Source organism: Marichromatium gracile, assembly GCF_004343155.1.
GTDB classification, from domain to species: domain Bacteria; phylum Pseudomonadota; class Gammaproteobacteria; order Chromatiales; family Chromatiaceae; genus Marichromatium; species Marichromatium gracile.
Genome location: NZ_SMDC01000001.1, coordinates 578650 through 601413 on the forward strand (window position 1 = coordinate 578650; position 22764 = coordinate 601413).

23 protein-coding genes are annotated in these 22764 nt (G+C 69.4%); 9 read left to right on the forward strand and 14 right to left on the reverse strand.

What is annotated here, in order from left to right; genetic code table 11:
* Positions 1-447: 447 nt before the first annotated feature.
* Together EDC29_RS02660 and EDC29_RS02665 are read right to left on the reverse strand one after the other, a co-directional pair.
* On the reverse strand, positions 448-1113 hold the full coding sequence (locus tag EDC29_RS02660) for an HD-GYP domain-containing protein (protein ID WP_223806160.1): 666 nt from the start codon (positions 1111-1113) through the stop codon (positions 448-450).
* Positions 1114-1171: 58 nt separating this feature from the next.
* Positions 1172-2437, reverse strand: coding sequence for a DUF2325 domain-containing protein (locus tag EDC29_RS02665; RefSeq protein WP_132228435.1), 1266 nt, complete (start codon positions 2435-2437; stop codon positions 1172-1174).
* Between the two features lie 715 nt (positions 2438-3152).
* Here EDC29_RS02665 and EDC29_RS02670 point away from each other — a divergent pair.
* From EDC29_RS02670 to EDC29_RS02680, 4 genes are all read left to right on the forward strand, one after another.
* Complete coding sequence (locus tag EDC29_RS02670) at positions 3153-3611, forward strand: hypothetical protein (protein WP_132228437.1); 459 nt, start codon at positions 3153-3155, stop codon at positions 3609-3611.
* Positions 3608-5548: a TonB-dependent receptor plug domain-containing protein gene (locus EDC29_RS02675; protein WP_123143270.1), complete on the forward strand. Its 1941-nt coding sequence runs from the start codon at positions 3608-3610 to the stop codon at positions 5546-5548. Before EDC29_RS02670 ends, EDC29_RS02675 begins: the two co-directional genes overlap by 4 nt.
* A gap of 260 nt (positions 5549-5808) precedes the next feature.
* Positions 5809-5943 (forward strand): hypothetical protein, encoded by a 135-nt coding sequence (locus EDC29_RS17590; RefSeq protein WP_255419403.1) that lies wholly within the window; start codon positions 5809-5811, stop codon positions 5941-5943.
* Positions 5940-6698: a hypothetical protein gene (locus tag EDC29_RS02680; RefSeq protein WP_132228439.1), complete on the forward strand. Its 759-nt coding sequence runs from the start codon at positions 5940-5942 to the stop codon at positions 6696-6698. The genes EDC29_RS17590 and EDC29_RS02680 overlap by 4 nt, the downstream gene beginning before the upstream one ends.
* A gap of 18 nt (positions 6699-6716) precedes the next feature.
* On the opposite strand, the gene EDC29_RS02685 is transcribed toward EDC29_RS02680, so the two are convergent.
* From EDC29_RS02685 to EDC29_RS02730, 9 genes are all read right to left on the reverse strand, one after another.
* A complete protein-coding gene (locus tag EDC29_RS02685) occupies positions 6717-8861 on the reverse strand; it encodes a heavy metal translocating P-type ATPase (RefSeq protein WP_132228441.1) in 2145 nt (714 codons plus the stop codon).
* A gap of 117 nt (positions 8862-8978) precedes the next feature.
* Complete coding sequence (locus EDC29_RS02690) at positions 8979-9497, reverse strand: flavodoxin (RefSeq protein WP_005222865.1); 519 nt, start codon at positions 9495-9497, stop codon at positions 8979-8981.
* 66 nt (positions 9498-9563) lie between these two features.
* On the reverse strand, positions 9564-9881 hold the full coding sequence (locus EDC29_RS02695; protein WP_123141569.1) for a c-type cytochrome: 318 nt from the start codon (positions 9879-9881) through the stop codon (positions 9564-9566).
* Positions 9882-10064: 183 nt separating this feature from the next.
* Positions 10065-10820: an energy transducer TonB gene (locus EDC29_RS02700; protein ID WP_123141570.1), complete on the reverse strand. Its 756-nt coding sequence runs from the start codon at positions 10818-10820 to the stop codon at positions 10065-10067.
* On the reverse strand, positions 10820-11233 hold the full coding sequence (locus EDC29_RS02705; protein WP_123141571.1) for an ExbD/TolR family protein: 414 nt from the start codon (positions 11231-11233) through the stop codon (positions 10820-10822). The genes EDC29_RS02700 and EDC29_RS02705 overlap by 1 nt, the downstream gene beginning before the upstream one ends.
* Complete coding sequence (locus EDC29_RS02710; RefSeq protein WP_123141572.1) at positions 11230-11628, reverse strand: ExbD/TolR family protein; 399 nt, start codon at positions 11626-11628, stop codon at positions 11230-11232. Before EDC29_RS02710 ends, EDC29_RS02705 begins: the two co-directional genes overlap by 4 nt.
* On the reverse strand, positions 11618-12358 hold the full coding sequence (locus EDC29_RS02715) for a MotA/TolQ/ExbB proton channel family protein (RefSeq protein ID WP_123141589.1): 741 nt from the start codon (positions 12356-12358) through the stop codon (positions 11618-11620). The genes EDC29_RS02710 and EDC29_RS02715 overlap by 11 nt, the downstream gene beginning before the upstream one ends.
* 212 nt (positions 12359-12570) lie before the next feature.
* A complete protein-coding gene (locus EDC29_RS02725) occupies positions 12571-13005 on the reverse strand; it encodes a Tat pathway signal sequence domain protein (RefSeq protein WP_123141573.1) in 435 nt (144 codons plus the stop codon).
* Between the two features lie 368 nt (positions 13006-13373).
* Positions 13374-14246 carry a CPBP family intramembrane glutamic endopeptidase gene (locus EDC29_RS02730; RefSeq protein ID WP_132228443.1) on the reverse strand — a complete coding sequence of 291 codons (873 nt, stop codon included), beginning with the start codon at positions 14244-14246 and terminating at the stop codon, positions 13374-13376.
* Positions 14247-14337: 91 nt separating this feature from the next.
* Here EDC29_RS02730 and EDC29_RS02735 point away from each other — a divergent pair, with 91 nt between their 5' ends.
* The gene (locus EDC29_RS02735) at positions 14338-14853 is read left to right on the forward strand and encodes a dihydrofolate reductase (RefSeq protein WP_123143263.1); all 516 of its coding nucleotides are present in this window, start codon (positions 14338-14340) and stop codon (positions 14851-14853) included.
* Here EDC29_RS02735 and EDC29_RS02740 read toward each other — a convergent pair.
* A complete protein-coding gene (locus tag EDC29_RS02740) occupies positions 14850-15692 on the reverse strand; it encodes a symmetrical bis(5'-nucleosyl)-tetraphosphatase (protein ID WP_123141576.1) in 843 nt (280 codons plus the stop codon). The two genes, EDC29_RS02735 and EDC29_RS02740, sit on opposite strands and share 4 nt — an antisense overlap.
* Positions 15693-15698: 6 nt before the next feature.
* Positions 15699-16073 carry a Co2+/Mg2+ efflux protein ApaG gene (apaG, locus tag EDC29_RS02745; RefSeq protein ID WP_123143261.1) on the reverse strand — a complete coding sequence of 125 codons (375 nt, stop codon included), beginning with the start codon at positions 16071-16073 and terminating at the stop codon, positions 15699-15701.
* Positions 16074-16230: 157 nt separating this feature from the next.
* Here apaG and EDC29_RS17245 point away from each other — a divergent pair, with 157 nt between their 5' ends.
* Both EDC29_RS17245 and EDC29_RS02750 read left to right on the forward strand, forming a co-directional pair.
* On the forward strand, positions 16231-16404 hold the full coding sequence (locus tag EDC29_RS17245; protein ID WP_165913414.1) for a hypothetical protein: 174 nt from the start codon (positions 16231-16233) through the stop codon (positions 16402-16404).
* A gap of 66 nt (positions 16405-16470) precedes the next feature.
* On the forward strand, positions 16471-17421 hold the full coding sequence (locus tag EDC29_RS02750) for a Gfo/Idh/MocA family protein (protein ID WP_132228445.1): 951 nt from the start codon (positions 16471-16473) through the stop codon (positions 17419-17421).
* 178 nt (positions 17422-17599) lie between these two features.
* Here the strand turns inward: EDC29_RS02750 and pdxA are convergent, their stop codons facing one another.
* A complete protein-coding gene (gene pdxA, locus EDC29_RS02755) occupies positions 17600-18598 on the reverse strand; it encodes a 4-hydroxythreonine-4-phosphate dehydrogenase PdxA (RefSeq protein ID WP_165913415.1) in 999 nt (332 codons plus the stop codon).
* 253 nt (positions 18599-18851) lie between these two features.
* On the opposite strand from pdxA, the gene EDC29_RS02760 reads away from it, so the two are divergent.
* Positions 18852-20858, forward strand: a complete 2007-nt coding sequence (locus EDC29_RS02760; protein WP_123141579.1) for a sodium-translocating pyrophosphatase — start codon at positions 18852-18854, stop codon at positions 20856-20858.
* 208 nt (positions 20859-21066) lie between these two features.
* Complete coding sequence (locus EDC29_RS02765) at positions 21067-22734, forward strand: SulP family inorganic anion transporter (RefSeq protein ID WP_132228447.1); 1668 nt, start codon at positions 21067-21069, stop codon at positions 22732-22734.
* Positions 22735-22764 lie beyond the last annotated feature (30 nt).

A 22764-nucleotide genomic window follows, 5' to 3' on the forward strand; every position in this document is an offset into this window, starting at 1 on the left:
GCGCTGGTGCGACCGCTCCCCATGATACGAGGCGCCGGCTGGTTGTCGAGGGTTGCGGCTGGCGACCGGGGCGCTGTCGTCGGCCGCCAGCCTTCGGAAGATGTGAACCGCAAAGATGTGAACCGCCAAGCCGCGAAGAACGTGAAGGGGTTGTGTGGTTGGCGTCCAGGCGTTCGATAAATGGGTGTCCTTTTTCACGCTTTTTCGAAGATGTGAACCGCAAAGATGTGAACCGCCAAGCCGCGAAGAACGCGAAGGGGTTGTGTGGTTGGCGTCTAGGCGTTCGATAAATGGGTGTCCTTTTTTAAAAAAACCTTCGTGTCCTTCGCGTCTTAGCGGTTCAAAATCTGGCTGGAGGCTGGAGGCTGGAGGCTGGAGGCTGGAGGCTGGAGGCTGGAGGCTGGAGGCTGGAGGCTGGAGGCTTTCCCCCTCCCGCCCGCGGCCCGATCAGGCCGCGCTGGCGATGCGCGAGTGCATCAGGCTGTCGTGGTCGGGTTCGCCGGGGAGGCGGGTGGGTTCCTGGCCGGACTGGACGTGGGTCGCAAGCAGGTCGATCGCGCGCTCGAAGTGTGCGACCACCTCGGGGTCGAACTGGTCGCCGGCATGGCGGGCGATCTCCTCGGCGGCGGTCTCGACGGGCATGCCGCGGCGATAGGGGCGGTCCGAGGTCATGGCGTCGAAGGCGTCGGCGACGGCGATGATGCGTGATTCGAGCGGGATCTGCCTGCCGTGCAGCCGGTTGGGGTAGCCGAGTCCATCGATGCGTTCGTGATGGTGGAGGACGATGCGGGCGACCTCGCGGAAGGTCGGCAGGCGCTGGAGGATGTCGAAGCCGATGCGCGGGTGGAGCTGGATCTGCAGCTTCTCGACCTCGGTGAGTCGACCGGGCTTGTTGAGGATGCCGTCGGGCACGCCGACCTTGCCGATGTCGTGCAGATGAGCGGCGATGTGCAGCCGCTGATGGGTTCGGGCGGGCAGCGACATCTGCTCGGAGAGCAGCTCGGAGAACAGTGCCACCCGGAAGGAGTGCTCGGAGGTATAGGGATCGCGAGCATTGAGGGTGCTGATCACGACATCGATGACGTCATGGATGCGGACGAGTTCGGGGATCATCTGGGTCCTGGTGTGCAGGGACTGCGGGCGCGGCGGGGCCTGAGGCCCCGCCCCGGGGTCAGGCTGCCGAGCGCGTGGTGGCCGGTGGCGGCTCGACCAGATCGGCGATGGCGCGGGCGAAGGCGTCGACGCTGGAGCGTTCGAGCAGCACGCAGGGCTTGGCGGTGCGCTTGCAGAAGCGCTTGGTGCGCAGATAGGCGTCGTGGCTGCAGTTGTCGGCGGGACAGATCACCGCATCGGCCTTGGCGAGCAGCGATTCGAGCCGCTGGCGGTTGTCCTCCAGCCCGCCGTCATGGCGCAGCAGCTCGCCGTTGCAGCGTGCCACCAGGTTGCGATAGCGGCTGGCCAGCGAGCCGCGACCGCCGACACAGAGGATGCGCCGCCCGGCGAGGTCGGGTACCGAGTCGTCGGCGGCGGCGCAGCCACCGCAGCAGTCCTCCGGCTCGATCTGCGCGAAGCGCTGTTCGAGTCGTCGCAGCGCGTCCTCGCGCTGTGCCAGGCGCTCGGCGAGTTCGGTGCGGTGCTCGCGTTCGCGCTTGAGCTGTGCCTCCAGGGTCGCGACCCGGGCGCTGGCCTGGTCGGCGCGACGCCGCTCCTCGTCGAGGCTGGCCGAGCGGTCCTGGTCGCGCAGCGCGGCGAGTTCGCCCTCGGCGCGTTCGAGGGCGCGCTCGAGCCCCTGGTGCTGCTCGACCGTCTGTTCCAGTTGCTCGATGCGGGCCTCGCGCTCGGCGAGGCTGCGGTTGAGCCGGCGCTCGCGCTCGGCGGCGTCGCGCTGGGCGCGGTCGAGCTGGGCGCGGGTCTCGCGCAGCGCGCGCAGATCGGCGCCGAGCCCGGCACCGATCTGGTGCGAGAGCATGTGCACGTCCTCGTAGGCGCGCACGCAGAGCATGGCGTCGGCATGGGGGTGGGTCATCAGTGCCCAGAAGGCACCGGGGATCTCGCCCTCGGCGCGTGCCTGATCCCAGAGCGCGGCGACCTGTTCGCTGTCCTTGGCGCGGGCGAAGCGCTTGATCATCCGCGCGTGCTTGCGTTCGAGCGCCTTGTGGGTGGCCTGGGAGAGCGGCCCGCGTTGTTCGGCGGCGGCGACACAGCGCACATGGATGTCGAAGTCGCTGGCGCGCGCGTGCTGGCGCACCCCGCTCTTGCGCGCGATCTCGCGCAGCTCGTCGACGTGCAGACAGGTACCGATCACCGGACAGTGGAACTTGTGCGCGAGCTCCCACAGCTTGCGGCGCCGGCTTGATGGGCGCTGCCCCGGCTGCGGTGCTTCGAGTGGCGGCGCGATGACATTGGAGGACACGATGGACGGTCGGGACTCACACATGCCGGACTCCTTCGGCGTGGGTTGGCTCTGGGATGGAGTCAATAATAATTCTCATTAGCGAGAAAGCAAGGGGTTTCAGCTGACAGCGACCAGCCATCAGCCACCAGTTGCCAGCCATCAGATGCCGGAGAGGATGAACCGCAAAGAACGCGAAAGCGGACATGCGAGCGGCTTCCTGGCGTCGTCTGGCGACTGGGCGTCCCCGCATCGTCCTCCCTTCCCTGGGAACGACAGGCAGCCGTAAAGTCTCTCGCGCCCTGCGCCAGTCGTTGAGGTCAACGCTCACTGGTGGCTGGTCGCTGTCCCCTCCTTCCTCCTAGGGGGCGTCCTCCGCATTGTCCTCCCTTTCTTGGGAACGACAGACAGCAGTAAAGCCTCTCGTGCCCTGCGCCAGTCGTTGAGGTCAACGCTCACTGATGGCTGGTCGCTGGTGGCTGGCAACTGGTGGCTGTCCCCTCCTTGTGAACAGGCAGCCTCCGGTTTGCGGTCAACCTTGGCGATACGAGACAAGCCTGCTCCTCTCGCTGGCGGCTGACAGCAGAAAGCCTGTCTTCTCTTCGCGTTCTTCGCGGCTTTGCGGTTCACCCTCTCTGGCGACTGGCGACTGGAAGCTGGCCGCTACCCCTTGCCATTGATATCTCGCATTTGAGAATCGTTATCGTTCCATTAACTTGGTCGGTCCTTTTCCAGATGCCCCTCCAAAGGAGGCCCGATCATGTCCCTCTCCCGTCCTCGGACGCTTGCGCTGTTGTGCGCGTTCGCTATCGCCCCGGCCCTGGCGCAGGAGCCGCCCCGGACGCAGGCAGACGACCATCACGGCACCATGCACGAGGTCGAGCTGCTGTCGCTGCCCCATACCCGGCTCCCGGTGGCGATCCTGGAGCTGCCCACTGAGCAGCGCGAGCGCATCCAGCGTGCGTTGTTGCAGGTCTATCCTGCGCGCATCATGCCTCGGATCGAGCAGGCCCAGTCGCTCGAACGACGGTTGCGCACGGCGGTGCTCGAGCGTGGCGCGACGGTCGCGGAGCTGGCCCCCGAGCTCGACGAGCTGGCCCGGCTCGAGCGTGAGATCACCGAGCTGCGCATCGAGGCCCTGGGACGGCTGCGTGAGCTGACCAGCGCCGAGCAGTTCACCCGCCTGACCACGCCGGTAGCGGCGGAGGTCGCGCGATGAGCGATCCTCGTGTCCGTGGATCCCTGATGCTGGGGTTGGTCTGTGGCGCCGGGTTCGTCCCGGCGCTGGCCGATCCGGTCGTCGAGCTGGGGGCGATCAGTGTCACCGCCACCCGCTCTCAGACCTCGCTCGACCGGGTGCCGGCAGCGGTGCAGGTACTCGATCGCGACACCATCGAGCGGCACGACGCCAGTCGGCTCGGCGATGTGCTGCCACTGGCCCAGGGTGTCCACCTGCAGCGCAGGGGGACCAACAAGACGGTCTCGATTCGCGGCTTCTCCAACGAGCAGACACTGATCCTGATCGACGGTCGACGGGTGGCCGCTGAGCCCTCGCAGCGCTACGAGCTCAGTCGTATCCCCTTGGCCGACGTCGAGCGCGTCGAGATCGTGCGCGGTCCGGGCAGCACCCTCTACGGCGCCGATGCGCTCGGCGGGGTGATCAACGTCATCACCCGCGACCCCACCGCGCCCCGGCTCGACTGGCGCGCCCGCTGCACCGGTTATGAACTCGACGACGGCTCGCGCTGCGAGGGCGATGTCTATGGCGTGATCACCCCGCTGCCCGGGCTCGGGGTGTCGCTCTCCGGGACGACGATCGATCAGGGCGAGGTCGCACTCGACGACGGCGAGACCCAGATCGAGCGCGAGCGCTTCAACCGCTTTGCGCTCGGCCTCGACTGGCGTCTCGCCCCGGACTGGCGACTGGTGGCCGATCTCGCCCATCTGCAGAGCGACAGCGCCTACAGCACCCTGGCCGGCAAGGGCGGGCTGCAGCGCACCGACGAGGACGATACCCGCACCGATCTCGCGCTCGCGCTCGAGTACGACGACGGCGAGCGCGACGGGCGGCTACGCGTCTATCGCTCCGAACTCGACAAGGATCGCGAGCTCAGTGATGAGTCCAGCGGTCGGCTGATCGACTTCGACGAGGTCGAGATGGTGCGCACGGTGGTCGAGGGGCAGTTCGGCTGGCGTCCCTGGGACGACCACCATCTCACCCTCGGCGCCGAGTACCGCCAGGAGGCCTTCGAGGGCAACACCATCGACAGCGGCGAGGGGGTCTACGAGGTCGAGCGCGACGGCATCCTCACCCTCGGCTCGGAATCGACCATCGACTACTCGGCCTTCTATCTGCAGGACCAGTGGCAGGTCTCGTCGCGCCTGGAGCTGGTGCTCGGCGGTCGCTACGACGCCTCGGATCAGTTCGACGACCGCGCCACCGGCAGCCTCGGCGCCGTCTACAGGCTGTTCGACGGCGGCGATCGCGGGCTGCGGCTGCGCGCCCAGCTCGGCCAGGGCTATCGGGTGCCGACGGTGCGCGATCTCTATGTCGATGTCACCAAGCCGAAGTTCACCCGGCTCGGCAATCCCGACCTGGAGCCCGAGCAATCGACCAGCCTGGACCTCGGGATCGAGGGACACTGGGGCGCCTGGCAGGCGAGCCTGGGGGTCTTTCGCAACTGGGTCGACGACCTGATCGACGTGCGCACCATCGATCGGCGCGCCGACGGCAAGCCGATCTATCAGTACGCCAACATCGGCACGGCGCTGCTGCAGGGCGTTGAGACCGCGCTCGACTGGCGCCCGAGCGCCGATCTCGGGGTCGGGCTGCAGTACAGCTATCTCGATGCCAACGACACCGAGGCCGATACCCGCCTCCAGGACCGGCCGCGCCATCGTCTGGTCGCCACCCTCGACTACGACTATCGCCCCTGGGATCTGGGGGTGAGCCTGGTCGGCGACTACAGCCTCGGGGTGCTCGACTCGGTCTCCGGGCGCGAGAAGGGCACCGGGGTGTGGAACCTCGACCTGTCGCGTCCGCTGGTCGCCGGGCTCGACCTGCGCCTCGGCGTCGACAACCTGTTCGACGTGCGCGACGACGACCTGCTGTTGGTCGGGCGCGCCGTCTATCTCGGGGTCGAGGGGCGGTTCTGAGCCGCCGCCGCGCGTCCTGTGGTGCTCAGCGCTCCGGCTGCGTCGGCCCGTGCGGGCCGACGCAGCTCGAGTCGACCGCGCGGCGCGGCGCATCGCCGGTAGCGTGCCCCGGTGGATGGCTGCGACATGATTAGGTGAGTCCTGCTCTCGGGTATTGCGGTCATCGGCTCAATGGGTAATAATGATAACCGTTATCATCTAATTGTGAAGTCCGGCCATCCGCGCTGTCGCGCGTGCACCGGGCCTCGGGAGGTCTTCGCATGCGTCTTCACCTGTCACTCCTGCCGCCGATCGCCGTCATCGCCGCGCTGCTCTGCCTGATGCTGCTGCCCGAACACGGTGCCACCGGGGCGATGGCGCCGGGCGCCGAGGTCGTCGCGCAGGTGCGCCGATGAGCGCGGCGACGATGCTCGCCGACCCGGGTGACGCGGAGGCTGCGCCGGTGGCCTCCCGTCAGCTCGCCAACCTGGTCGGCGGCTGCTGGCGCATCCCCTGGTCGGGGGCCGCGTTCAGGGTCGGGCCGGTGCGGGTGGCGCGCTCCTCCGGGCTGGATGTGACCGCGGCGATCGCCGCCGCCGGGGTCGCCGCCCAGGTCTGGCAGGTCCGCGGCAGCGCCGCACGCGCGGCGCGGCTCGACCAGGTCGGGGGGCTGATCGATCGACGGCGCTTCGAGCAGGGCATCGCTGGCTGTCGCTCGGACTGTGAGCAGGCCGCCGCGGTCTGGTGCGAACCGAGTCGGCTGGTGCGTGCGGCCTGGCGCCAGGCGCTGGAGTCCGATCTGCGCGGCGAGCCGCGCGGCGGGGTGGCGATCGACGCCCGTGGCGTGCGCTGGCTGGCGGTGTCGGTGAGCGCCGACCCGTTGCCCGAGCTGGCGCGTGCGCTGCGCATCCTGCAGCGCGGCGAGACCCTGGTGGTGGCGCTGCTGTTCGACGACCGTCGCCCCCAGGGGGTCGCCGTCGCCGCGCTCTGGTGCGCGCTGGCGCGCTGTCTGCCGCCCGGGGTGTTGAACGTGCTCTGTGGTCTGGGGCTGGAGCTGGGGGTGGCGCTGGTCGAGGCCGATCGGCGCGCCCGCTGCCCGGTGGCCCGTCAGCGTGCGCCGTTGGCGCGGCGTCCGGGGGCCGCGCCGCCGGCCCTGGCGGCGCTGTCCTGACGCCCTCGCCGGGCGCGCTCAGTGCGCGCGCAGCAACCGCGAGGAGTTGGCGAGGATGCCGAGGGTGTGGGTGACGTGGATCAGCCCGCCCATCGCCGGGCTGAGGATGCCGGCGGCACCGAGCGCGATGCCGGCGACGTCGGTGCCGACGGCGAGATAGTAGTTCTGGTCGGCGACACGCAGGGTCTGGCGGCTGAGCGCGCGCAGCTCGGCGAGGTTGCCCATGGCGCTGTCGGCCAGGGCGATGTCGGCGACCTCGATGGCCACCTCCGAGCCGCCGCTGCCCATGGCGATGCCGATGTCGGCCTCGGCCAGCGCCAGGGCGTCGTTGACCCCGTCGCCGACCATCACCACGGCGCCGTGCTCGGCGCGCAGCGCGCGCACCACCTCGGCCTTGTCCTCGGGCAGGCGTCCGCCATGACAGCTGTCGAGCCCCAGCTCCTCGGCCAGGGCGGCGGCCACCCGCGGCTCGTCGCCGGAGATCAGCGCGATATGGCTGACGCCGTCGGCACGCAGTCGCGCCAGGGTCTCGTGGACCTCGGCGCGGAGCTGGTGACGGATGCCGATCACCCCCAGCGCCTTGCCGTCGAGGGCGACATAGACCGCGGTCAGGCCGGACTCGATGAGCTGTTCGGCGGCGGCCTTGTAGCGGCGCAGCGAGACCTTGCCCGAGGCCATCATCCGCGCGTTGCCGACCAGCACCCGATGCTCGCCGATGCGGGCCTCCAGTCCGTGACCGAGCAGATGCTCGCTGATGCCGCAGGTGTCGGGCTCGATCCCCAGGGTCTCGGCGTGGCGGACGATGGCGTGGGCGAGCGCATGGGTGTTGTGGTGTTCGGCCGAGGCCGCCCAGTAGAGCAGGGCGTCCTCGTCGTCGCCGATCACGGTGGCGACCTCCGGGGTCTCGGTGGTGAGGGTGCCGGTCTTGTCGAAGCAGAGACAGGGCGCGGTGCCGACGCGCTCGAGATGGACGCCGCCCTTGATCAGCATCTGTCGCCGGGTGGCGCTGTGCAGCGCCGCGCTCACCGCGGTGGCGGCGGCGAGTACGGTCGAGCAGGGGCAGGACATCACCAGCATCACGGTGAGGGCGCGCTCGACGCTGCGGGTGAGCACCAGGGTGGCGAGGGTCGACAGGGTGCCGAGGCGCAGCAGCCGCGCGGCCAGCTCGTCGGCGCGCTGCTGCACCGGCGCCTTCTGATCGAGCGAGGCGTCGACCAGCGCGGCCATCCGCGCCAGATAGGTCGCCTCGCCGACACGTTCGGCGCGGATGCGGATGACGCCGCGCTCGACATAGCCGCCGGCGAAGACCGCGTCGCCGACCTGTTTGAACACCGGCTCCGAGCGCCCGCTGATGCTCGCCTCGTTGAGCTCGGCCTCGCCGTGCTCGATGACCCCGTCGATCGGGATCTTCTCGCCGGTGCGTACCACCACCCGGTCGCCCTCGCGCAGCTCGGCGACCGCGACCTGCAGCTCCTGACCGTCGACCCACACCCAGGCGTCCTTGACCGAGAGCGCGAGCATGCGGCGGATGGCGCGGCGCGAGCGGTTGGCGACGAAGCCCTCGAGCAGCTCGCCGCCGCGCAGCACCAGGATGATCTCGAAGGCGGTGAGCGCCTCACCCATGAGGATGCCGAGCACCAGCGAGAAGGCGAGGAACTGATGGAGGCTGAAGCGGCGCTCGACGAAGGTCTCGTGCCAGGCGTCGCGCAGCAGCGGGATGGCCCCGGCCAGGGCGATCAGCCCGGTGGGGCTGAGCGGGTTCTGGGCGACCGGGCGCTTGAGCAGGTGCTCGCGGATCAGCACGTAGCCGAGATAGCCGGCGAGCAGCACCAGCGAGAGGATCCGTCCCAGCGTCGGCGTCTGGTCTTGCGCGCCGCGTTGGCAGCTGCGACAGCGGCCGTCCGCGGGGTCGCAGGTCAGCCGGGTGGGGTCGATGGGGCGGGCGATGATCGCCTCGAGATGGGCACGGATGGTCTCGGGGTCGAGCCGCGAGTGGCCGTAGCGCACCACCAGCGAGGCGCAGCCGGGGTTGCAGGTGGCCTGCTCGACGCCGGGCACCGCGCCCAGCTCGTGCTCGATCCAGTCGGCGAGCGGGCGGTTGCGGGCCAGCGCGGGGATGCGTAGCCGGATGCGTCCCGGGATCTGGTGACGGATCTGGATCATCGGCAACGACTCCCGCACCGGCCGTGGTGCATGACTGAGGATTTTTGTGAATGAGAATGGTTGCGCTTATCGCTGTGTAGTGCATTGCGATCGCGCAAGCGGCTCCTCACTGCCGTCTCAGGCGGCGCTCAGTGCGGGACGGATCTGCTCGATCCAGCGCGCCAGTCGGGCCTCGGTCAGCCCCGGCTGGTTGTCCTCGTCGAGCACCAGCCCACAGAACTGGCCGTCGCCGAGATCGGCCTTGGAGGCCTCGTAGTCGTAACCCTCGGTCGGCCAGTAACCGATCAGCCGGGCGCCGCGCGCCGCGAGTTCGGCGTGGAACATCCCCAGGGCGTCGACGAAGACATCCGGGTAGCCCAGCTGGTCGCCGAGGCCGAAGAGCGCCACCGGGCGGTCGTTGAAGTCGACCGCGTCGAGCTGGTCGAGAAAGCGTTCGAGCGCATAGGGGTAGTCGCCGTAGCCGACCGTGGGGGTGCCGAAGATCAGCGCGCGATGGCTGTCGATCAGTGCCGCGTCGCTCTCGTCGAACGGGTGCAGCGCCAGGGTGTCGGGAGAGAAGTGATGGTGCTGGATGCGCTGGGCGATGGTCTCGGTGGTGCCGGTGTCGGTGGCGAAGAAGAGTCCGATCTGCTGCATTGCAAGGGTCTCCATGACGGGGCGGTTGGTGTGCCGGTGGCGGTCGTGACGGCCACCGGCAGCGGGTCACAGCCCGAGGACCCAGGTCACCAGGGTGTCGATGTCGGCGTCGCTGACGTGCGCGTTCGGTGGCATCGGCATGTCGCCCCAGACGCCCACGCCCCCCTGCTTGACCTTGGCGACCAGCTTGGCCTTGGCATCCGCCTGAGCGCGATACTTGGCGGCGATGTCGCGGTAGGCCGGGCCGATGATCTTGCTGTCGACCTGATGGCAGACCAGGCAGCCGCTCTGCTGGGCCAGTTCCGGGCTGGCGTTGGCGAAGGGGGCGGCGAGCAGGAGCGAGAGGGCAAGACCGTGACGAAGGGATGGGGTCAGACTGCGCATGGTTGGATCCTTCGGGGAAGGGGTCGATGGGGTGGGCCCGGCCGTGCCGGCCTGTCCGTGGAGGTGGTCGGACTGGTCGGTGCCGGGCCCTGTTGCTCGGGGCGAGCATAGGTCGATCGTCTTCTTAATGCAAATGCTAAGTGTTCGCATTAGCTTTTGCGCAAGGCCAGGTCGCGCTCGCGCTCAACGCAGCGCGAAGTCGATGGGCACCTGGATCGTGAGCCGGTCGCGCGCGATCTCCGCCGGTGGGCGTGGCATCGGGTTGGCGCGCTGGAGCATCGCCTTGACCTCGGCGTCGAGCAACGGATGGCCGGAGCTGGAGACGATGCGGTGCGCGACCAGCCGTCCCTGACGGTCGATGGTGAAGGAGATCTCGACTCGCCCCTGCTGGCGCAGCCGTCGGGCCTGGCGCGGATAGCGTTTGTGACGATCGAGCCAGTGAGCGAGCTTGCCGTAGTAGTTGCCGCTGCGCACCGTGCCCGAGCCGCCGCCTCCTCCGCCGCTGCCCTGGCTGCTGCCCTTGGCGCTGCCCTGGCCGGAGCCGGTGCCGCCGGGGGCGCGATGCACCGGCTGCTCGGTGCGTGGTGGTTGCGGCCTCGCTTGGGGCTTGGGTTGCGGCTTGGGCGTGGGCTTGACCGGTTTCGGCTTGGGCTTGGGCGGCTCGGGTTCGAGTTCGCGCACCGGCACCAGCTCGGCTTGGGCGACCGGGGTCAACGGGGTCAGGGCCGGTGTGGCCGCCGGGATCGGTGCCGGCGCGGCCAGTGGCGCGGCGCTCGCCGGCTCGGCGGCGGGGCCGGGGAGCCCGCCGAGTGCGATCTCGTAGGGGATGACCGCCACGGGTTCGGGCTGGCTCGGGCGGGTCAGCGCCATCAGCAGCGACCCGTGCAGCAGCAGCGCCAGCGCCGCCGCCGCCAGCCAGTGTCGGGATCGGATCTCCATCAGCTCGCTTGCGTCGCCAGTAGGGTGATGTGTTCGATGCCGAGCTCGCGCAGCAGCGTCAGGGTCTCCTGGAGCTGGCGGGAGCTGAGTCGGGCATCGGCCTTGATGCGCAGCTCGCCGCTGGGCACGGCCTGGTGCCAGGCGGCGAGCCGTTGCTGCAGCGCGGCGGCGGCGAGCGCCGTGCCGTCGAGCGCGAGTGCACCGTCGGCGGCGATCAGCAGGGTGCGTTGCTCGGGCTGGGGCGCCAGCGCCTCCGGGGCCTCGGTCGAGTGCGGCGGCTCGATCTCGATCGGGTCGCTGGGGGCGATGCGCCCGGCGAGCATGAAGAAGATCAGCATCAGGAAGATGACGTTGATCAGCGGGATCAGCTGATCGTCGCCGCTGGGTCGCTGATGGCGATGAGCGAACTTCATTGCAGTCGCACCTCCGGGGCGCCGGCCGCGACCAGACGGTCGATGGTGGAGACGATGGTTTGCAGTTCGACCTCGGGGTCGGACTGGATCACCACGATCAGTTCGGGGTCGCGGTCGAGCGCCTCGACGACACGCCGTTCGAGTTGCGCCGGGGTGAGCGGTTCGCCGCCGAGATCGAGCCGGGCGTCGGCATGCAGTCGCACCAGCATCGCCGCGCGCGCCGCGCTCGGTGCTGTCGCGCCGACCTTGGCGCCGCGCGCGTCGAGCGCGAGCGCGCGCCACTGATCGAAGTGCGAGGCGAGCATGAAGAACAGCAGCAGGATGAACACCACGTCGATCAGCGGGGTCAGCGAAATCGGGTTGCGCCGAACGCGCCGGGCGAGGTCAAGACGCATACTCGACCCTGGGCGTGATCAGCGCTGCTGCTCCGGTCTCGGGGGCAGGGTCGACGGGCGCGCGTGCCGCTGTCTGCTCGGGGATCGCGGCCTCGTCCTCGGCGCCGGCGAGATCGCGGGTGAACACCCGGGTGACGGCATCCTCCATGCGATGACCGCAGCGCTCGACACGACGCTCCAGCCAGCTGTGCGCGATCACCACCGGAATCGCCAGGGTGAGGCCGGCGGCGGTGGTCAGCAGCGCCTGCCAGATGCCGCCGGAGAGGATCGAGGGGTCGACCTGAGCGCCGGCCTGCTCGAGCTGACGGAAGGCCTCGATCATGCCGAGCACGGTGCCGAGCAGGCCGAGCAGCGGGCTGAGCGCGGCGATGATCTCCAGCGCGCGCAGATGGCTGCGCAGCTGCTCGAGCTGGAGGCTGGCGACGCGGGCGATCTCCTCGCGCAGCAGCGTCAGGTCGAGCTTGGGATGGCGCAGCCCGACCAGCGCCAGATGGACCACCCGCGAGACCGGCTGCGGGCGCTCCTCGAGCTTGCGCAGCGCGCCGTGGACGTCGCGTTGGTGCCACAGCAGCAGCGCCTCGTCGACCGGGGCGCGGGCGTCGATGCGCAGCCGCGCGAACTGCCACAGCTTGACCAGGATGATGGCTGCGGCCACCACCGAGAGCACGGCGAGACTCGCCAGCACCGGACCGCCGACCTCGGTGAACACACTCAGCCGCTCCTGCGCCATTCCGATCAGCCCCGCCCAGGGCGAGGGGTCGACGAGGGCGGTGGGGTCGACGGCGGTCGCGGCGTCGGTGGCGGCCGTGGGCTCGATGTCCGGGGCGGGCGTCGTGGCGGCGGCCTCCAGGGATGCGTCCGGGGCCTCGGTGATCGGGGTCGGCTGCTCGGTGGCGGTGGTCGCGGGTGGGGTCATGGTATCCAGTCCTGCGCGCGTGGCGCTCACTTGAAGAGTTTCGTGGAGAGGCGCGAGCTGGGCTCGATGCGCTGGAGACAGTCGGTGAGCGTGCCCTCGGCGCTGGAGCAGGCACCGATGCCGTTGACGAGGATGCGTCCGATCTGCTCGCAGCGGGTGTCGGCCACCTCGAACAGCTTGACGCTGGTCTTGCCGGCGGCGAGGGGCGCGGCCTCGAGGGCGAGTCGCTGCTGGATCAGGCCCTGGTCGTCGAACAGCACCAGTTCGAGCTGCAGACTGGTGAGATCGACGGCGGTGCGGTTGCCGAAGACCAGGTAGGTGACGCAGGCGTCGGCGCGTTGCTCGAGCTTGTTGAGCTCGACCTCGAGACCGCCCTCCGGTGGCGTGGCGGCCTGGGCTGGGGCACAAAAAAGGGTAGTGACGAGCGCGAGCGCGCTCGGGATCCGGGAGCTCTGGGTCATGGTGTGGACTCGGGGTTAGCAATCCTTGCAATCAAGATGCGTTCTCATTATCACTATAAACCAGCCCGTTGGTAGGGGCAACGCACGGGCTTGCGGTGCCTTGGGGGACGTAGCAAGATGAGATGCAATCAGCGCACGCGGCCGAGGGAACTGCCGGTATGGATTGGAGGATCAGCGCGATCGCCGAGGAGGCGGTCGATGCACGAGGGATCGACGGGCAGCTTCGCGTGCGCCCACGTCCGGCATCGCTTCGATGCGCCCCCTGTTGTGTGCTTCCACCGCCGGCATTGCGCCGGGCGATCTGTCGAGCCGGATCCGCTGGCGGCCCTCGCGGCAGGTCCGCCGCGGTGGCGCGAGGGGCAGGGGGATCAGCGTCGGCGCACGGCGCGACCCGTCCACCACCAGTAGAGCGCGGCGAGCAGCCCGATCCAGGCCGCCGCGAGCCAGCCGATGGTGCCGTCGTAGTCGCCGGCGAGGAAGGCCAGGGACGCGCCCGGGTCGCCGTCGGTGAGCTGGCGCGTGACCTGGATCACCAGCACCCAGCCGGCATGCAGCCCGATGCACCAGCCGATGTGACCGCTGCGCTCGCGCACCAGGGCGAGGAACACCCCGACCATGAACAGCGCCACCATGGAGTCGAGGTGGTGCCACTGGAACAGGTCGATGAAGACGTGGCTGAACATGTACCACAGCCCGGCGGCATCGAGCGCCATCCCCGGCGGCAGTTCACCGGGCTTCATGAAGTGCAGCACCGCGTAGAGTCCGGCGCTCCACAGCACCGCCGAGCGCACCCCGCTGTCGCGACGGATGGCGGAATAGAGCGCGCCGCGGAAGAAGGCCTCCTCCAGCAGCCCGATCAGCAGACCGCCGATCAGCGCCTGCAGCGCCCGCGAGGCGAGCGCTGCCCAGCCCGGTGGGGTCGGGTCGGGGATGCGGATGCCGAGTCCGAGCAGTGCCAGCGCCAGCGCCAGCAGGATGGCGACGCCGAGCACCCAGCCCTGCCAGACGGTACGGTGCAACCGTGCCGCCGGGTGGTCGAGGCCGAGCGCCGCGCGCGTGTTCAGCCGCAGCGCGATCAGCAGCGGCCACAGCCCGAGCAGGATGAACACCTGCGCCAGCCGGCCCATCACCCGCTGGGTCTCGTAGTCGATCCAGCCGGTCTGCATCAGCGGGCCGGTGAGCAGCGCGGCGAGCGCGAGACAGACGAAGAGATAGAGGAAGAACAACGAGGTGGCACGCATGGTAGGCTTCGGTGGCTGAGGCGTCGGGCCATTGTCGGCAAAACCCGGTGCCTCCGCAAAGTCGTGCCGACCTCCCGAACGGATCCAACAGATGACCCCAGATCGACCCGCCACCCCCGAACTCGTGCTGGTGGCCGCGGTGGCCGACAACGACGTGATCGGTCGCGACAACGCGCTGCCCTGGCACCTGCCCGCGGATCTCGCCCACTTCAAGGCGCTCACCCTCGATCGTCCCATCGTCATGGGGCGGCGCACCTGGGAGTCGCTGCCCGGGCTGCTGCCGCGCCGCCGTCATCTGGTGCTCACACACGACCGCCACTATCGCGCCGAGGGCGCCGAGGTGGTGCACTCGCTCGATGCGGCGATCGCTGCCGCTGGCGCGGTCGAGCAGCTGATGATCGTCGGCGGCGCCCGGGTCTATGCCGAGGCGCTGGCGCGCGCCGGGCGCATCCAGCTCACCCGGGTGCATGCCGAGGTCGCGGGCGATGCCCGCTTCCCGACGCTCGATCCTGCGCAGTGGCGCGAGGTGGCACGCCACGAGCGCCCGGCCGATGCGCGCAACCGTCATGCGATGAGCTTCGTCGAGCTGGAACGGGTGGCCGACTAGTCGCCCTTGCCCGGGCGCAGATAGCCCCGGCAGTCGAGCTGGATCGGCGCCGAGGGGCCTTCCGGGTCGAGCCGCACCGCGGTCAGTGCGCCGCCCCACAGACAGCCGCTGTCGAGCGCCCAGGTGTTGTCGCCGGCGCGATAGCCGAGTGTCGACCAGTGGCCGAAGAGGATGCGGCTGGCGGCGCTGCGCCGGCCCGGCACCTGGAACCAGGGCAGCAGCCCGGGCGACTGGGCGCCGAGCGCGCCCTTCTCCTTGAGCGCCAGGGTACCGTCGGCGGCGCAGTAGCGCAGCCGGGTGAAGGCGTTGGTGATGAAACGCCAGCGCTCGGTACCGCTCAGGGTGCTCGACCAGCGCGCCGGTTGGTTGCCGTACATGGCGCGGAAGAAGTCGCGATGCCGGGGGCCGCGCAGCACCCCTTCGAGCTCGGCGGCGCAGTCCAGGGCCTCGGTCAGATCCCACTGCGGCGCCAGCCCGGCGTGGACCATGGCGTAGCCGAGCGCGGCGTCGTGATGGAGCAGCGGGCGGTGGCGCAGCCAGTCGAGCAGGGCGTCGCGATCGGGGGCGTCGAGCACCGCGCCCAGGGTGCTCTTGCCGGCGTGCTTGCGGTTGCCGGCGGCGAGTGCGAGCAGGTGCAGATCGTGGTTGCCGAGCACCACGACCGCGCGCTCGCCGAGCCCGCGCACGAAGCGCAGCACCGCGAGCGAGTCCGGTCCGCGGTTGACCAGGTCGCCGGCGAACCACAGCCGGTCGTGCGCCGGGTCGAACGCCAGGCGCTCGAGCAGCGCCATCAATTCGCTGTGGCAGCCCTGGACGTCGCCGATGGCATAGGTGGCCATGGGCGATCAGTGCAGGGTGGTGATCGAGGCCAGCGAGAAGGCCGGGATGGTGGCCTCGAAGCGGGTGCCGGCGGCGTCGATCATGCCGTAGCTGCCGTGCATGCTGCCGAGCGGGGTGGGGAGTACGGTGCCGCTGGTGTACTCGTAGCGCTCGCCGGGTTCGAGTCGCGGCTGTTCGCCGACCACGCCCTGGCCGCGGACCTCCTGCGCGTTGCCGTCGGCATCGGTGATGATCCAGTGCCGGTCGAGCAGTTGTGCCGCCTCGTCACCGAGGTTCTCGATGATGATGGTATAGGCGAACACATAGTGCCCTTCATCGGGCGATGAGCGCTCGGGCAGATAACGGCTGTTGGCGGAGATTTTGATTGCGGGTTCGGACACTGGGATCTCCCTAGCAGACAAGCCTGTCTTGGGTACGTGATAATAGTTGCACGGGCGCACGGAGCAATCCGGATCGATTTGGGTTGCCGATTACCATTCCAATAATTTCATGATCTTCTAAACTTTTACTCACAGTTTACTGGAAATGATCCCCGGTATGTCCCTCAACGCCAAACGCCGTCGCCGGAAGCCCGATCTGTTCTCGATCCTCCTGGTCGCCGTCACCATCGGGATGTCCGTGACGCTCGCGTATCAGGTCAATCTCTATCACGGCTCGGGTGAGTTGCCGCTCGCCAAGCAGACGCCGCCAGCCGACAGTGTCGGCGGTTGACCGGGGCCTCCCGCGGGACGCCCCGGTGAACCGGCCACCCGACCCCTTCCAGTCAGGTCTCGTTCGATGTCCTCTTCCTCCCAATCCAGACTCCGCGTCGCCGTCATCGGCGTCGGTTATCTCGGGCGCTTCCATGCGCTGATCTACTCCCGTCACCCCGAGGTCGACTTGGTCGGCGTGGTCGATGCCGACCCGGCGCGCGCGCGCGCCATCGCCGATGAGGCCGGCTGCGCCGTGTTCGCCGACGCCGCGGCGCTGATCGCCCACGGGGTCGACGCGGTCAGCGTGGTGGTGCCGACCACCGCGCACCTCGAGGCAGCCGCCCCCTTCCTCTCGCGCGGCATCCACGTACTGCTGGAGAAGCCGATCGCCACCACCGCCGAGGAGGGCCGCGAGCTGGTGCGCCTGGCCGAGGAGAACGGCGCGACCCTGCAGATCGGTCATGTCGAGCGTTTCAACGCCGGGGTGATGGCGCTCGCCCAGCGTATCGAGGCGCCGCGCTATATCGAGGCGCAGCGCATGGGCGGGTTCGTCGAGCGCGCCACCGATGTCGACGTGGTCTCCGATCTGATGATCCACGACATCGACATCATCCTCTCGCTGATCGGCGCCGAGATCAGCCACATCTCGGCGGTCGGCACCTCGGTGCTCACCGAGCACGTCGACATCGCCAACGCCCGGCTCGAGTTCACCAACGGCGCGGTGGCCAACGTCGTCGCCAGCCGCGTCTCGGAGCGCACCACGCGCCGCATCCGGGTGTTCCAGCCGCGTCGCTATCTCGCCCTCGACTTCATCGCCCAGACCATCGACATCGCCGCGCCGCACCAGGTCGAGGGCGAGCCGCGTCCGCGCATCGAGCGCGAGCGGGTGCAGGTCGAGGCGGTCAAGCCGCTCGACTGCGAGATCGCCGCCTTCGTCGAGACGGTGCGTGGCGGTGGCGCGCCGCTGGTCGACGGGCGCACCGGACTCAAGGCGCTCGAGGTCGCGCTCGAGGTGCGCGCCCGCATCGGCGCCTGAGCCGCGCCTCCCGGCGGTTCGGGTCGACCTCCAGCGGCAGCGCGACCAGCCTCCGCTAAGGAAGGCTGTAAGCCCGGGCGCGACGGTCGATGGGCACGCGGCCCCGGTGGCGGACGCCACCGGGGCCGCTCTGCGTTGGTTTCGAGTCATGCGCCGCGGCGTGGTTCCGTGACGGGCCTCAGCCGGGGTTGGCGTGCACCTGCTCGGCCATCCGCTGCGCCAGCGCCAGCGCCTGTTCGAGACTGCCGAGATCGGCACGATCGGTACCGGCGAGATCGAGCGCGGTACCGTGATCGACCGAGGTGCGGATGATCGGCAACCCCAGGGTGACATTGACCGCGCGTCCGAAGCCGAGGTGCTTGAGCACCGGCAGCCCCTGGTCGTGATACATCGCCACCACCGCGTCGCTCGCGGCGATGCGCTCGGGGACGAAGGCGGTGTCGGCCGGCAGCGGGCCGATCAGCTCCATCCCCGAGTCGCGCAGTCGCGCCAGCGCCGGCTCGATCACCTCGATCTCCTCGCGTCCCAGATAGCCGCCCTCGCCGGCGTGCGGGTTGAGTCCGCACACCAGGATGCGGGGTCGGGCGATGCCGAAACGCTCGCGCAGGTCGCGCCCGAGCAGTTCCAGGGTCAGCTCGACGCGCTCGCGGGTGATCGCCGCCGGGACCGCGGCGAGCGGCAGATGGGTGGTGACCAGCGCCACCCGCAGCTCGTCGGTGGCGAGCATCATCACCGGGTGGGCGCGGCAGCGCTCGGCGAGGAACTCGGTGTGCCCGGTGAAGGGGAGGCCGGCGTCGTTGATCACCCCCTTGTGCACCGGGCCGGTGACCAGGGCGTCGAAGCCGCCGTCGCGACAGCCGTCGCAGGCCCAGGCGAGGGTCTCGAGGACATAGTCGGCGTTGGTCGGGTCGAGCTGGCCGGGGGTGACCGGGGCGCGCAGCGTCACCGGCATCACCCGGATGGCGCCCGCCGGGGTCGGCGTCGGCGGTTGGTCGGGCTCAAAGGGCAGGGTCTCGAGTTCGAGCCCGATGGCGCGGGCGCGGGCGCGCAACAGGTGCGGGTCGGCGATCGCCACCAGCTCGGCGGATTGTGGGACCTGGGCGAGCCGGGCCACCAGGTCGGGGCCGATCCCTGCCGGTTCGCCGGGGGTGATCGCCAGTCGTCGCGGTGCTTGCATGCTGTCTTCGGGGCCTCTCTGGCTGAGGATGGAATGGCCGCCCATCGCCTGGCGGCGCTGCCTGCGAAGCAGTGTAACGCCGATGCTTGCGTGATCGGCATGATGTGGTGAGTGCTGATGCGCCCTGAACGGGCTGTCGGACGACGACCGGGTAATGACGGAGGGATGACGGTTCAATCGCTTTTCGGTGCATTATCTGCTATAACCGGCGCGGTTTTACACCCCCCAACGACCGATGGACTGAGGAGTTCAGATGTCAGCTAATGCGTTGATTCCTTTATTGTTCGGGGCGGGTGGCCTATGGGTTGCCTACTCCATCTACAAGCTGGTCCTGCAGTATCCCGAGGGCGAAGACAAGATCAAGAAGATCGCCGATGAGATCCATCTCGGCGCCATGGTCTTCATGCGTCGCGAGCTGGTCATGCTCGCCGTCTTCTGTGCCGTGGTATTGGTGCTGCTCTATTTCTTCCTTGGCTGGAAGACCGCGCTGGCCTTCGTGATCGGAGCCGGCGCCTCGGCCGCAGCCGGGTATCTCGGCATGTTCTCGGCCACCAAGTCGAACGTGCGTACCACCGCCGCGGCCCACAAGGATGGCGCAGCCTCTGCATTGACCGTCGCCTTCTTCGGTGGTTCCGTGATGGGGCTGCTGGTCGCCTCGCTCGGTCTGCTCGGTCTGGGCTTCCTCTATCTGCTCTTCGGTGGTGATCCGGAGAGCTCGCACGCCATCCACGGCTTCGGTGTCGGTGCCTCCTCGGTGGCGCTCTTCTATCGTGTCGGTGGCGGCATCTTCACCAAGAGCGCCGACGTCGGCGCCGATCTGGTCGGCAAGGTCGAGGCCGGCATCCCCGAGGACGATCCGCGCAACCCCGGCGTGATCGCCGATAACGTCGGCGACAACGTCGGCGACGTCGCCGGCATGGGCTCGGACATCTTCGAGTCCTACTGTGGCGCGCAGATCGCCACCATCGCCATCGCCGCGACCCTGACCGCGGCCTCGCTCGACGTGCTGGGCGATCAGTCCTCGCTGATGTTCCTGCCGCTGGCGCTGGCCTCGGTCGGTCTGCTGTGCTCGATCGCCGGTATCTTCCTGGTCAAGCAGGTCTCGGCGAAGCAGCCGGCCACCGCGCTGCGCATCGGCACCACCGCCTCGAGCCTGCTGTTCATGGCCGCCTCCTTCCTGCTGGTGATGATGATGGATGTCTCCAACGGCATCTGGTGGTCGGTGCTCGCCGGTGCCGCCGGTGGCATGGTGATCGGTCTGGTCACCGAGTACTACACCTCGTCCACGCCGGTGCGTCGCATCGCCGAGTCCGGTGAGACCGGTACCGCCACGGTGATGATCTCGGGGCTGGCCGTGGGCATGCAGTCGGTGGTCATCCCGGTGCTGACCATTGCGCTGATCATCTTCGTCTCCAGCCACCTCGCCGGTCTCTACGGCGTCGGCATCGCCGCCGTGGGCATGCTCGCCACCGTCGGTATCACCATGGCGATCGACGCCTATGGTCCGGTCGCCGACAACGCCGGCGGCATCGCCGAGATGGGCGGCCTGGGCGCCGAGACCCGTGGCATCACCGACTCGCTCGACGAGCTCGGCAACACCACCGCGGCCATCGGCAAGGGCTTCGCCATCGGTGCTGCGGCACTCGCGGCGCTGACCATCATCGCCGCCTATATCGCCACGCTGCACCATCACCTGCCCGACTTCGAGCTCAGCCTCGGTGATCCCACCGTGCTGATGGGCATGCTGATCGGCGGTGCGGTGCCCTTCCTGATCGCCTCGATCACCATGACCGCCGTCGGTGACGCGGCCTTCGAGATGATCAACGAGATCCGTCGCCAGTTCCGCGAGATCCCCGGCCTGCTCCAGGGCGAGGCCCAGCCCGATACCGCGCGCTGTGTCGACATCGCCACCACCGCGGCGCTGAAGAAGATGATCCTCCCCGGGGTGATCGCCGTGGCCGCGCCCGCGCTGGTCGGTTTCGGCATCGGTCCCGAGGCGCTCGGCGGCATGCTCGGCGGCGCCCTGCTCAGCGGCGTGCTGCTGGCGCTGACCATGGCCAACTCCGGTGGTGCCTGGGACAACGCCAAGAAGTATGTCGAGAAGGGGAACCTCGGCGGCAAGGGTTCGACCGTGCACGCGGCCACCGTGGTCGGTGACACCGTCGGCGACCCCTTCAAGGACACCTCGGGTCCGTCGATGAACATCCTCATCAACGTGATGGCGATCGTCAGCCTGACCATCGCGCCGCTGCTCGGTTGATTGGCTGATCTCTGCGGGGCCCTCTGGTCCCGCGGGCGGCAGGGATGCCGCGATGCGCGTACCAACGCCCCCGCTCCGTCGGGGGCGTTGGCGTTTTGGACGATGGTTGAGTATCGATATTTTTAGATGGGTCGTATCGGGATTATCACTTTGCATAGATGATCCCCGGCGTTTCTCATAGCGGCGACGCAATCAGCCGGGGTGAGGCATGCGACTGTTCAACGAGATCCGTCTCGACAACCTGCGCGGCGACCTCTTCGGCGGGGTGACCGCTGCGGTCATCGCCCTGCCGATGGCGCTCGCCTTCGGTGTCGCCACCGGTGCCGGGCCCGCCGCCGGGCTCTATGGCGCGGTGCTGGTCGGACTCTTCGCCGCCCTGTTCGGCGCCACCCCCACCCTGATCTCCGAGCCCACCGGTCCGATGACGGTGGTGATGACCGCGGTCATCGCCAGTCTGATCGCGCTCGACCCCGAGCAGGGCATGGCGATGGCCTTCACCGTGGTGATGCTCGCCGGGGTGTTCCAGATCCTCTTCGGCCTGCTGCGGCTGGGCAAGTACGTCACCCTGATGCCCTATACCGTGGTCTCCGGGTTCATGACCGGGATCGGGTTGATCCTCATCGTGCTGCAGATCGGTCCCTTCCTCGGTCAGGCGGCCCCGGGCGGCGGGGTGCTCGGCACCCTCGGCGAGCTGCCGGCGCTGATCGCCGGGATCGAGCCGGCCGAGACCCTGCTCGCGCTCGCTACCCTGGCGCTGATCCTGTTCTTCCCCAGACGCTGGCGCCGGGTGCTGCCGCCGCAGCTGCTGGCCCTGGTGCTCGGCACCCTGGTCTCGCTGTGGCTGCTCGGTGACGGCGAGATCCGCCGCATCGGCGAGATCCCCAGCGGGTTGCCGGAGCTGCAGCTGCCGGTGTTCAGCGCCGAGCAGTGGCGGCGCATGCTCACCGATGCCCTGGTGCTCGCCGCGCTCGGCAGCATCGACGCCCTGCTCACCTCGGTGATCGCCGAGAGCATGACCCGCAAGCCGTGCAGCGCCGACAAGGAGCTGGTCGGGCAGGGGCTCGGCAACCTCGCCTCCGGGCTGTGCGGCGGCATCCCCGGCGCCGGCGCCACCATGGGCACCGTGGTCAACATCCAGACCGGGGCGCGCAGCGCGCTCTCGGGGATCGCCCGCGCGCTGATCCTGCTGGTGGTGGTGCTCTGGGCCGGTGGGCTGACCGCGCAGATCCCGCTCGCGGTGCTCGCCGGGATCGCGATGAAGGTCGGGCTCGATATCGTCGACTGGTCCTTCCTGCGCCGCGCCCACCGGGTCTCGTTCAAGGCCGCCGCGATCATGTACGCGGTGATCGGGTTGACCGTGTTCGTCGATCTGGTGACCGCGGTGGCGCTGGGCATGTTCGTCGCCAACCTGCTCACCATCGACCGGCTCAGTCGGCTGCAGAGCCGCGAGGTGCGGGCGATCCAGCACCCCGACGACCCCGCCGCGACGATTCGTCTCAGCGACGACGAGCAGGCGCTGCTCGAGCGCGGCGGTGGACGGGTGCTGCTGTTCACCCTCGGCGGCCCGTTGATCTTCGGTCTGGCCAAGGCGATCTCGCGCCAGCACGCGGTGCTCGAGGACCACGACGTGCTGATCCTCGACGTCACCGAGGTGCCGCTGCTCGGGGTGTCCTCGTCGCTGGCGCTGGAGCGGCTGGTGCTCGAGGACCTCGAGCAGGGACGCACAGTGATCCTCGCCGGGGCGCGGGGCGAGGTGAGCGCGCGGCTCGAGCAGCTCGGACTGCTCGCGCGCCTGCCCGCCAAGCACCTGGTGGCCGACCGGGCCGGTGCGCTGGCGCTCGCCGAGCGCCTGCTCGAGAGCCGCGCCGCGGCCTGAGCGCGCTCATCGACCCCGATCGATGGTCGG